At 47.5% G+C, this 11,005-nt stretch carries 6 protein-coding genes and 4 tRNA genes; 1 reads left to right on the top strand and 9 read right to left on the bottom strand.

Annotated elements, in window-relative coordinates; genetic code table 11:
• Positions 1 to 196 precede the first annotated feature (196 nt).
• From PY479_RS16975 to PY479_RS16990, 4 genes are all read right to left on the bottom strand, one after another.
• A tRNA-Thr gene (locus PY479_RS16975) sits at positions 197 to 272 on the bottom strand.
• Positions 273 to 279: 7 nt separating this feature from the next.
• Positions 280 to 353, bottom strand: a tRNA-Gly gene (locus PY479_RS16980).
• Between the two features lie 36 nt (positions 354 to 389).
• Positions 390 to 474: transfer RNA gene (locus PY479_RS16985), tRNA-Tyr, on the bottom strand.
• Positions 475 to 480: 6 nt separating this feature from the next.
• Positions 481 to 556, bottom strand: a tRNA-Thr gene (locus PY479_RS16990).
• A gap of 243 nt (positions 557 to 799) precedes the next feature.
• Between PY479_RS16990 and coaA the strand changes: the two genes are divergently transcribed.
• Positions 800 to 1,747: a type I pantothenate kinase gene (coaA, locus tag PY479_RS16995; protein WP_275484486.1), complete on the top strand. Its 948-nt coding sequence runs from the start codon at positions 800 to 802 to the stop codon at positions 1,745 to 1,747.
• Here the strand turns inward: coaA and birA are convergent, their stop codons facing one another.
• From birA to PY479_RS17020, 5 genes are all read right to left on the bottom strand, one after another.
• Positions 1,748 to 2,707, bottom strand: a complete 960-nt coding sequence (gene birA / locus PY479_RS17000) for a bifunctional biotin--[acetyl-CoA-carboxylase] ligase/biotin operon repressor BirA (RefSeq protein WP_275484487.1) — start codon at positions 2,705 to 2,707, stop codon at positions 1,748 to 1,750.
• Positions 2,708 to 2,709: 2 nt separating this feature from the next.
• Complete coding sequence (gene murB / locus PY479_RS17005) at positions 2,710 to 3,729, bottom strand: UDP-N-acetylmuramate dehydrogenase (protein ID WP_275484488.1); 1,020 nt, start codon at positions 3,727 to 3,729, stop codon at positions 2,710 to 2,712.
• A 203-nt stretch (positions 3,730 to 3,932) separates the two neighbouring features.
• Positions 3,933 to 5,153, bottom strand: a complete 1,221-nt coding sequence (locus PY479_RS17010) for a dipeptidase (protein WP_275484490.1) — start codon at positions 5,151 to 5,153, stop codon at positions 3,933 to 3,935.
• Positions 5,154 to 5,648: 495 nt separating this feature from the next.
• A complete protein-coding gene (locus PY479_RS17015) occupies positions 5,649 to 8,267 on the bottom strand; it encodes a M14 metallopeptidase family protein (protein ID WP_275484489.1) in 2,619 nt (872 codons plus the stop codon).
• A gap of 63 nt (positions 8,268 to 8,330) precedes the next feature.
• Complete coding sequence (locus PY479_RS17020) at positions 8,331 to 10,661, bottom strand: TonB-dependent receptor (RefSeq protein WP_212595086.1); 2,331 nt, start codon at positions 10,659 to 10,661, stop codon at positions 8,331 to 8,333.
• Positions 10,662 to 11,005 lie beyond the last annotated feature (344 nt).

An 11,005-nucleotide genomic window follows, 5' to 3' on the forward strand; every position in this document is an offset into this window, starting at 1 on the left:
GGTTTTACCATGGTCAACGTGGCCAATGGTACCCACGTTTACGTGGGGTTTACTACGTTCAAATTTAGCTTTAGACATGGTATTGCCTCAATCTACGATTGTTTGGAGGTGAAACTATTACATAATGAAAAAGTTCGGCGCAAACAAGCGTCGAACATTTATCTTACACGGCAACAGATTTGCTTTCCAGGAAGGCTGGTGCTGATACCCAGAATCGAACTGGGGACCTCATCCTTACCAAGGATGCGCTCTACCGACTGAGCCATATCAGCATGATTTTGGAGCGGGTAGCGGGAATCGAACCCGCGTTATCAGCTTGGAAGGCTGGAGTATTACCATTATACGATACCCGCGCACCTAACCTAGGCTATCTATTACCTTCAAAAAAATGGTGGAGGGGGAAGGATTCGAACCTTCGAAGGCGGAGCCGTCAGATTTACAGTCTGATCCCTTTGGCCACTCGGGAACCCCTCCGATGAATGGTGCCGGCACCAAGAGTCGAACTCGGGACCTACTGATTACAAGTCAGTTGCTCTACCAACTGAGCTATGCCGGCATTCATTTCGGTAGCGGATATTAGGTAAATGTCGCTCCGAGTGCAACATAAAATTGGTAAAATTCAGAAAAAATCACTCAAACGCCGTTTTTTTGCTCTAAGGCTTGCTGCAGCAATTCAGCGTTTTTTCACTTGGTCATAGGTAAAAGCCGCAATCAACCGCTAAGCCGCGGCTATACAATATTTTTATTGTTGAACAATATTGCTTGGTGTACTGTGCCAGTCCTTGAGTGAGGAAAACAGATGCCACAGTCAACCACCATTCAGCAGGCACTTTACATGCCTTTTAGCCGCGATTCATGGGCACAATTGCGCAATGCCGTTCCACTGACGTTAACAGAGAACGATTTAGCCGAATTACGCGGTATCAACGAAAAGGTGTCGCTATCTGAAGTCACCGATATCTACCTGCCATTGAGTCGTTTATTAAATCTGATTGTAAAAGCTAAACAGCAGCGTGGTGTGGTACTTAATCAGTTTCTCGGACAACAGGAAGCTAATAGTACTTATATTATCAGCATCGCTGGCAGTGTGGCCGTGGGTAAAAGTACTACGGCACGTATTTTACAGGCACTCCTCAGTCATTGGCCCGAGCATCCGCGGGTGGATTTAATCACCACCGATGGCTTTTTGTATCCACTGGATGTGTTGAAACGTAAGGGGCTGTTACAACGCAAAGGGTTTCCTGAAAGTTATGATATGAAGTTACTGGTAGACTTCGTCTCTGCAATAAAATCCGGCGTAGCTGAAGTACAGGCACCACTTTATTCGCACATCACTTATGATCGATTGGCAGAAACCGTGAGTGTTCGTCAGCCCAACATTCTGATACTGGAAGGTCTGAATGTACTGCAGACAGAATTGGATTCTCCCGTCAGCATCAAAAGACCGTTTGTCTCGGATTTCGTCGATTTTTCAATTTACGTGGATGCCGAAGAGAAATGGCTAAAAGAATGGTATGTCGATCGTTTCCTGCAATTCCGTAGCAGTGCGTTCGCCGATCCTCATTCCTATTTTCATCATTTTGCCAAGTTACAGGATGATGAAGCAACCAAAATGGCCTCACATGTGTGGGATACGATTAACGGCCCAAATTTACGGACCAATATTCAGCCCACCAGGGAGCGCGCACACCTTATTCTAAAGAAAGGTGCGCACCATGCGATGGAACAAGTATTGTTACGGAAATAACTAAACACCGCGTAAGCTGATTTCGCCGCCGACAAAATGCTGTTGACCGCTGGCGGTTTCCAGGATGACCCCCCCCTGCTCATCTATCCCTAGGTAACGACCGTGAATACTGTCATTACCCAGCAACAAGCGTACCGGTTTCCCTAAATAGATATCTGCGGCATGCCAACGGTCGGTAAAGGCGGCTAATCCCTTTTGCTCGAACAGTTTAAGATCTTTGTGTAATTGCTGCTGCAGCGTTTTGGCAAGTATGGTCTTATCGGGATTGACCAACATCTGCTGCAAATCGCTCCAGGGCTGGTCAATTAATTCACCCTGTTGTTGAGCCATGGCGATATTCACGCCAATACCAATAACTAAGTTACAACCACTGTCGGCAGTACCGCTCATTTCGATTAACACGCCTGCCAACTTGCGATGTTCGAAAAAGATGTCATTTGGCCATTTCACGCCCACATCTTTGGCACCTAGTTGAGTTAAGACGCTCACCAGAGAACACGCCACCACCAAACTCAGCCCCATCGCCTGTGTCATTCCCTGTGGCAAGTGCCAAAACATAGAGAAATAGAGATGACTGCCGTAAGGCGAAACCCACCTGCGACCTCGCCTTCCTCGACCGGCAGATTGAAACTCTGCGATGCAAGTGTCGCCGCTTTGCAGTTCATCTAAATGTTCTAACAAAAACGCATTGGTACTGGCGATCTCATCAAAATAAAAACAACGATTGGTGATGTTAGCCAACAGCTCGGATTCATTGATGAGAAATACTGGGTTAGACAACTTATATCCTTTACCTTTCACGCTAAAAACATCAATGCCGTATTCGGCCAGTCCGGCAATCTGTTTACCAATGGCTGCGCGTGAAACACCTAAAATCTCTGCCAGGCTTTCACCTGAGATAAACTCCCCATTATTTAAGTGGGTCAGAATTTCGCGCTTGCGTTGCCATTGTCCGGACATAATCAGATCCTCTTTTCACCTGTTGCAGCATAAGTTCTTGGTTCAGGTTCTAACGTGATCCCAAATATTTGATAAACCTTCGAACGTACCGATTGCAGGGCCAAAACCACATCCTGACCACTGGCATTACCCCGGTTCACCAATACCAAAGGTTGCCCTGGATGAACCATCACATCGCCATAGCAAGCGCCCTTCAGCCCCGCTTTGTCGATTAACCAGGCGGCAGCGATTTTTGTCTCCCCGGTGGCTAATGGATAACCTACAATCTCTGGAAACTCCCCTAACAACCGAGCATATTCATCAGCCGCAATAATAGGGTTTTTAAAACAGCTACCGACGTTACCTAACCGTGTTGGATCGGGAATTTTTTCTCGACGCGTTGCACAAACACAGTCAAAAATCATCTGACTCGAGGCATCCGCAGGCAATTGTTGCAGTGGGCCGTAGCTCAATTTCGGCTGCGGATGTTTTGGCAAACGTAAACCGACACCAAGGATCAGTGCTTTATCAAGCAACTGTTGCTTAAAGACAGAATCGCGGTAGCCAAACTGACATTGGGCGGCACTCAGACGAATGACTTGTTGCTTAGCCATATCAAAATATTCGACCCAGTCGCACACATCCGCAAATTCGACGCCATAAGCGCCAATATTCTGAATGGGGGCAGCACCGACTGTGCCTGGGATTAACGCCAGATTCTCCAGTCCAGGAATTTGATATCGCAAACAATAGCACACCAATTCATGCCAGGTTTCTCCCGCTTCGACGGCCAACAGATAGCTGCTTTCTGTCTGTTGCAATTCGATACCGTGATTCTCAACTTTAATCACAGTTCCCTCAAAGTCTTCCAACAACAGTATATTGCTGCCACCACCCAACACTAATGGCGGCACATCATCATGCTGATGTTGACGACACGCCGCAATTAATTCAGCGCGAGTTTTAGCGATGATTAACTGCTGGCAGTTCGCCGCAAGTGCAAAGGTGTTAAAAGAGTTGAGGGAAATTGCTGGTTGCGACATTAAAGAGTACTAACGCTTATTGGAATGGCGGTTATTGTACTCATAGTACCCGATAATTACAGCCCGACCCGGTATTAATGCCGTTAAACTAAAGCCGTCTCATATCTGTAAGACGGCGTTTTGAATGCGAAAAGCGTCAAGCCATTTTGGAGAGCAACCACTTAGCCAGGATTTAACCTTCTGCGCGCAATCTCTGCGTCACCTTATTGCACTGTCGTGTGGTTACTGAGGCTTTTGGCATAATCTTCGGCCTGCTTTAGCACTCGCAATGCGTTCAAGCCCCAGATATTGGCCAAATCTTCCTTGGTATATCCAGCTTCCAATAAGCGCTGGGTAATTTTTGGCAAACTGGCGACATCCATCATACCTTCGACACCACCGCCGCCATCCCAGTCAGCACCGATACCGACATGTAATGGCCCGACAACTTTTAAAGTGTGCAGGAAATGCTCCATATAATCGTCAAAGGTGGCTTTAACTGCCGGGAAATCATGCTCAATTTGGCGGCGCTTCGCCTGCATTTGCTCAAATTCCTTAGCACTCATGTCGCCATTTTCCGCTTTATCCATCATCGCCATTAGCTCTTTAAAAGCTTCTTTACGTTGTGGATTTTCCGGGAGCTGCTTGAGATAAGCACTATAGGCATTCATCTGGATCACCCCGCCCGACGCGGCTAACGCCTTTAATAGATCATCATCAATATTACGAGGGTGCGCATACACCGCTTTACTCCCGGAATGGGACAGCATGATCGGCGTTTTAGACAGGCGGATCATATCTTTTACGGTTGCATCACCTGCGTGTGATCCATCCAGGACTATCCCGAGACGATTGGCTTCTGCAACAAACTGCTCGCCCAGCGGTGATAATCCTCCCCATTTAGGGCCCTCGGGATCGGTAGAGCTGTCACCCAACTGATTATTCTTGAAATGTACCGGTCCGGCCAACCGCACTCCCAGCTTATAAAATGTGGTCAATAAACTCAGGTCGGTTCCCAGGGGATAGGCGTTTTCTATGCTCATAAACACTACGTGCTTACCCGCGGCTTTAATCGGTGCCGCCTGTGCAGCTTCGGTCGCAAACCCAAAAGTATCTGGGTGGGCAGTCACCATGGTGTGAATCGCGAGCGCTCGCAGAATCGCGGTGTCACGGCTTTTTTCATAGCCGTCGGGGGTCAATGGTCCTTGAGGAGAATAGATAGCCCAAAAGCCGCCGTCCAATAATCCTTCATTCATTCGCGGAACGTCCACTTGAGTGAAATCCTCGTCGTAGCTGTGACGTTGCATAATATCAAAGCCCGGCTTGACCAAATTCGCCGGGGTATCCAGATGAGTGTCTAATGTCAGCAACGCGCGTTGGATGGCGTTGGCCTGAGCCAGACTCACCTCTGCATGCACGGCAAACGATAACGCCAGGCTCAACATACTGGCCGTCAATATTCCCGCTATACATTTTTGTTCAAACATCGTACCTCCGGTATTCGGCTTGTCCGTGCCAGCCACAGTGTTTTCATTGATTTTATTAACAAAGCACTTACAAACTTCATACCAGCATGCGGGAAATGGCCCGTTTGCCATCGATTCAAAAAGTTAGCAGGCATTAATCCCTAATTTGCTGGGATTCAGCTAAGTTGCGCCGACTGAATAAACCGTTAGATGTTCGGAACCACAAAATGCCCGCTAAATTACTGCACCATTAAGTGCGCTGACTGCACCAAATAAGATTGAATCAGCGACATTGTCTGTGACTGTCTGAACCGATACTTACCTCGCAGTGAAAAGCTATTTTATGTGATGAATAGTTTTTTAGAGTTGCCGCTGACCGCGAACTTGGCTGAAGGGATCTGAAGGGATAAAAGGCATTGTGGATTTTCACCCTTAACCATGTGAATCCACAATGCCTGAATATTGCGTTACGGCTTATCGATATAGCGTATTAAAAACAAACTTATAGGTACCATGTGACTGACCGCGCCACTGAGGCTGGAAACCAAAGAGATACACCTCACCTTTACCATATTTCACTTTAATTGCCGCCGCCTTGCCATTAATCGCTTCCGGATGTAACAGCACGCCACTAAGCAATGGATTGCCTTCTTTTGGATAAGACGCCAAGATCTGCCCATCAAATCCTGGCAAGGTTTTGAATGCCGGACCGTGCGAGAACGTAGCGACAGGCGACTGAAGTAACCCAGCCAATACATCACTATCAGCTTCAGCGTTAAGCTGTAATTGCAGCAATGCCCCGGAGCAGTAGAATACATTGGAATCTACACCTTCCAGCACATTGCTCACCGGCAAACCGAGCACTTTGATGGCCGCAGATGACGCGCTGTTAAATGCGACTAATCTTCCGCCGTTGGCGACAAAATCACGCAGCGCTTGTGCCCCCTCAGGACCGATACCACCAAGATATTGCTGCGGAACTGGGTCAACCTTAGCGCCACCATTATTGTCCGAGTCAGCATCATCTTTAGCAGCACTAAAACCATCCATCAGCCAACTCAGGTTGATGTCGGGCAATATAATGACATCGACCTTATCCGCTAAATGGCCGGCTTTAATATCCGCGTTGTACAACGATGCTAGCGGGAAGTGATACTGCTCCATTAACCAGCGTGTCCAACCTTCATCCATCGAAGGCTTCCATGGACGATACAAACCAACGCGAGCAGCGTTGAGTTTATTGGCAGTTGGCATTTTTTTAATTGCTTTAGCCGAGATGTTCGCGGCTTGCAGCCAACTTGTTAGCTGCTGTTGGTTGACACCGCTAATAAAAAAGTTGGGGGTCTTATCAACGATAGCTTGCTCGACGGTCGCGCCAGCAGCCAACGCCTGATTCACGACTTTGTAAGCCGCGTTTTCAGCTTGCGGCAACACAAACACATCACCTTTGCCACTAATGTCCGCTGGCAGAGATACAGCAGTTACGACATGCATTCTTGACTGTTGTGTTTGACTCAAGGGTTCGGTGACAGCGGCAACATCAACCCCCATCTGTAATGGCAAGGTCCAGCCAGTAGTATCATATGGCAGATTCTCTGGCAGGCCATTTTTGTCGAGGAATGTTGCCGGATACTTTTGCGTCTCAAACAACTCTTGCACCAAACCGGCATAAGGTTGTGCCATCGGGATCACCCAAGAGTTGGCAGGGTAACGCTTGCCCGCGAACTCCGTCGTCTTTTTCAGCTGGTAAACATCAATTTGTTGCTTTAACAGAATATTGACCAACGCCCCCGCTTCAGACAGGTCATGCTGTGCGGCGGAGATCACATAGGCGTAGGGGCCTTCACTGTTGAAGCGCGCAATAGTGTCACGGCCGGCCTGATAACGGTCATACTGGATCTGTTCGGAATAACGTGCAGCAGTGTCCAGGGTGGAGAGTGAAGCCACTTCCATATAATGCACCGCATCACCAAGTGTCCATTTACCCCCGTTCCAGGGCGACGGGTACATGATTTGCGGCTTTAAGTCTTTCCGATTCTCCGGGAATTTAGCCGGATCATAAGTCCAGGGCGTAGCATATTCGTGTAACGCAGTTTCGGTAAAATAAGCAATGGTATGGCGGAACACATGAGTGTAATCCAAAAAGCCAGGATACCAGTTATCAAACCGCGCCTGAGCGATCGCCCCGGGGAGTTGCTCTGACTCAAACTCACCGATCATGTGCATTCCAATAAGACTGGTCCAGTTGCGCATCATCGGATCGATATTTTGCGAGATCGGGTCGGAGAAAGGCGGTACCCAAATGCGAGCTGGGAATGGTGCCTTTTGATGCTGCGCGTAAAAAATCGCTGGTGCGTTTTCCTGCACCGCGGCAGTCACCACTTGCGTCTCTTTCATGTTGAGCATATAGCCGTCACGGTTATTATCATGACCTACATACTCCTGGTATAACCAAGGCATTGGGCTGGTTTCGTTCGGCGTACCCACATTGTGGCGATACCAGTCGACAATCATATCCTGACCATCCGGATTTAAGGTTGGCCACAGCACCAATATCACTTTATTTAACAGCTCAGTAATCTTGGGATCAGTCGATGAAAGTAAGGTGTATGCCAGACGGATGGGTAACTGATGAGCGGCTACTTCCGATGAATGCATCCCGCCGTCGATATGCACGATAATCTTGGAGTTTTTAGCGAGCTTATGGGCCTCTGCATCGGTCAATCTGCGGGAATCCGCCAACTTACGAGAAATCGCTTTGTATTCTTCCCATTTGGCAAGGTTTTCCGGACTGGAGATCACCGCAAATTCCAGTGTTCTCCCCTGCGAGCTTTTCCCGGCTTCGAACATTTTGATCTTGTCAGATTTGGCTGCCAGCGCATGAAAATAACGCAATGAATCTTCATAGTTGGCCAGATAATAATCATCACCGGGATTGTGACCGAGAATATCTTTCGGTGAGGGGATCTCGGCTGCTGACAGTTGGCAGCTGACAGCGGCAAAAACCAAGCTAAACAACCCCGCCTTAACAACACGGGGGTTATTGATGAAATACTGCGCTGCAAATTTCCCAATTTTTTGTGTTAACAACATTGGAAACTCCATAATGTGCTACGAAAATGCCGCTACAGCTGCAGCGGCATACGATCGGGATGCTTAAAAGAAGTCTTTACGAACTGTCACACCGATAGTCCGAGGCATTGCACTGGTAGCATCCTCGTGGGGATAATCATAGCTACCTGCATCATAGACGATAGCATTCTTATCAAACAGATTATTGATATAGAAAGAGAACCCCCAACCTGTCGTCGCCGAATCCAGGTTGAAACGTAAGTTCGCCAAGGTGTACGCATCCATCTTCAGATAATAGGTATCATCCGGGCGCAACTCAGTATAAGAAGAGCCGACATAGTTAACATCTGCGCGGATTGAACTGTCGAAACCTGACAGGATCTGTGGCAAGCTGTAACTGAGTGACAGCATTGCGGTGACTTTCGGAATGTACGGGATACGATCGCCCTTTTTACCCGCAGCCAACACCACATCACTTACCTGATCTTCAGTTAACTCCGCATTAATGAAGTTAACATTACCGGAAACGAACAGATCATCAGTAATACGCCACCCTGACTCCATTTCCAAACCAATCATCTGCGCTGAACCAGCGTTAGACAGGAAAGAAAATGCGCCATCCGTGGTACGCCCACGCACCTGCATGTTGCTCCAATCGATCAGATAGGTCGCCGCATTGAACTGCAGATCACGATCCAACCAGGAACTCTTCATGCCGACTTCATAATTCCACAACGAATCTGACTCATAACCGGTCAGCATCTCTGCCAGACCAATCACGTTATTGGCACCACCGGGACGGAAACCTTGGGCAGCAGAACCGTAAAACATCATATCGTCGGTCATGCTGTAGGAAACATTGCCTTTAAAGAGGTTACCGCTTTCACTGAAATCAACTGAGGTTTTTGGCTTTTCAAACGCGTTGATCAGCTCCCAGGCATTGGTCGTTTCACCGGTTACGGTTTTCTGATAATCATACCAACGCAGTCCCACGGTAACATCTAACTTATCCGTAGCATGGTAGGTGGTCTCGCCAAACAGCGCTTTCTGTTCAAGATTATCGAGAATGTAACGCCGATAGAACAGTTCAATCGGTTCAATTAACCGCCCTGTCGCCTCATCAGCCGCACCGTCTTGCGACTGTACATAGTCGTCACGTTGCTGATAGAAAGCGCCGACAGTCCAATCAAATACGGCTTCACCATTGGAGGTCAGGCGCATTTCATAGGTTTTGTTAGTCATGTAACCTTTATGCTGCAGCACGGCGGGAGTGAGGCTGTTGACATAATCATAGTATGCACTCAGCTCATCACTGCTACAGGCTATACCATCATTCCAGCGCGACTGACATTTATCCTCATTGAGATAAGTGTCAATGTAGTAACTGTCATCCATGTTGTATTCAGTAGAACGTTTAAAATTACCTACAGCGGCAGTTAATTTGGCGAAATCCAAATCCCAGTTCAAGGTGCCACTGTAGAGCTTGGTGGTGTCCTCAAAGGGCTGGTTAATTTGAGAAACCGTCTGATACTCACCAATGGCTGGATTCCAGGTGTTACTGCCGGCTTCAGTCTTATCCAATAAATACATGCCATCGAAAGTAATGTCTTCGGTGGGAGTAAAACGCACCATTGCTCTGCCGCCTTCTTTGGTAGAGCTGTTAACATTCTTGATACCAAGAAAGACGTTATCGATGTAACCATCACTGGTTTTACGAAAGCCGACCAAACGCGCGGCCAGCAAACCCTCGACCAAAGGAACGTTTACCATGCCGTCTACGGACTTCTGCACACCGCCATGGGCGATATCGCCATAACTAGTTTCAAAAGCGCCTTCATATCCATCGACGGGTTTATTGAAAATAGTTCGGATAGCACCGCCCATAGAGCTAGCACCATAAAGGGTACCTTGTGGGCCACGCACAACTTCAACCCGGTTTACATCAAACAGTGCAGCAGTTGGCGTTCTGCCGCCAGCGTCACTACTTACACCAACGGTTCCGCTAATTGGGATTTCATCGTAGTAAACACCAACGGTGCCTTCTCCTGGTGCAGTGACGCCACGTAAACTAATACGCTTAGAACCTGGACCACTATCCTGAATGTTCATCCCCGGAACCATCTTAGTGAACTCTTCAACCGAGGTGATCCCGTTGCGTTTGAGCATGTTGCCGGACAGCGCAGAAATCGCTAATGGCGTTTCCTGAACCGTCGTAGTGCGTCTTGTAGCCGTGACTTCAATACGCTCAAGCATTTCTGCATCAGTGGATTTTGCTTTATTGATTTCGGTTTGATCGACGTTATCTTGCTTTGTTTCCGCATATCCAATGGCAGGAAATAACACACTCCCAACCACTAAACTCAACGCTGACAAACCAAATGGAATTACTCTTGTGGGGTACAGGTGTAACTTCATCGTGGCATCCTTTATTAATTACTGCTTTTTATGCTTTATAGATATCTTTTTAAGATTCAACATTCATCAACAACTGCGCCACAAATATATATATCTCACACGGTTAATCAACATTTAACATACATTAATAAACTATTTAGTCACAGAAATTAGAATTTATTAAGAACGCAATATCATTATTGCAGATAAAAGGACACCAAAGTGCATGGATGCTGTAAGGAGTAGTACTAAGAAATATTATGGCAGAAAGCAAAAAGGCCACCGCTAAGGGTGGCCTTTCTGTTGTATTAGGCGTCTGGCGATGACCTACTCTCACATGGGGAGACCCCACACTACCATCGGCG

It is taken from the genome of Shewanella sp. A32, assembly GCF_029167175.1.
GTDB lineage: Bacteria > Pseudomonadota > Gammaproteobacteria > Enterobacterales > Shewanellaceae > Shewanella > Shewanella yunxiaonensis.

Excerpts from the sequence above, each read along its gene's own strand:
- birA (WP_275484487.1), bottom strand. The coding sequence starts at position 2,707 with ATGTCCGGACAATGGCAACGCAAGCGCGAAATTCTGACCCACTTAAAT.
- PY479_RS17010 (WP_275484490.1), bottom strand. The coding sequence starts at position 5,153 with ATGTTGAGCCTGGCGTTATCGTTTGCCGTGCATGCAGAGGTGAGTCTG.
- PY479_RS17015 (WP_275484489.1), bottom strand. The coding sequence starts at position 8,267 with ATGTTGTTAACACAAAAAATTGGGAAATTTGCAGCGCAGTATTTCATC.
- coaA (WP_275484486.1), top strand. The coding sequence starts at position 800 with ATGCCACAGTCAACCACCATTCAGCAGGCACTTTACATGCCTTTTAGC.
- murB (WP_275484488.1), bottom strand. The coding sequence starts at position 3,729 with ATGTCGCAACCAGCAATTTCCCTCAACTCTTTTAACACCTTTGCACTT.
- PY479_RS17020 (WP_212595086.1), bottom strand. The coding sequence starts at position 10,661 with ATGAAGTTACACCTGTACCCCACAAGAGTAATTCCATTTGGTTTGTCA.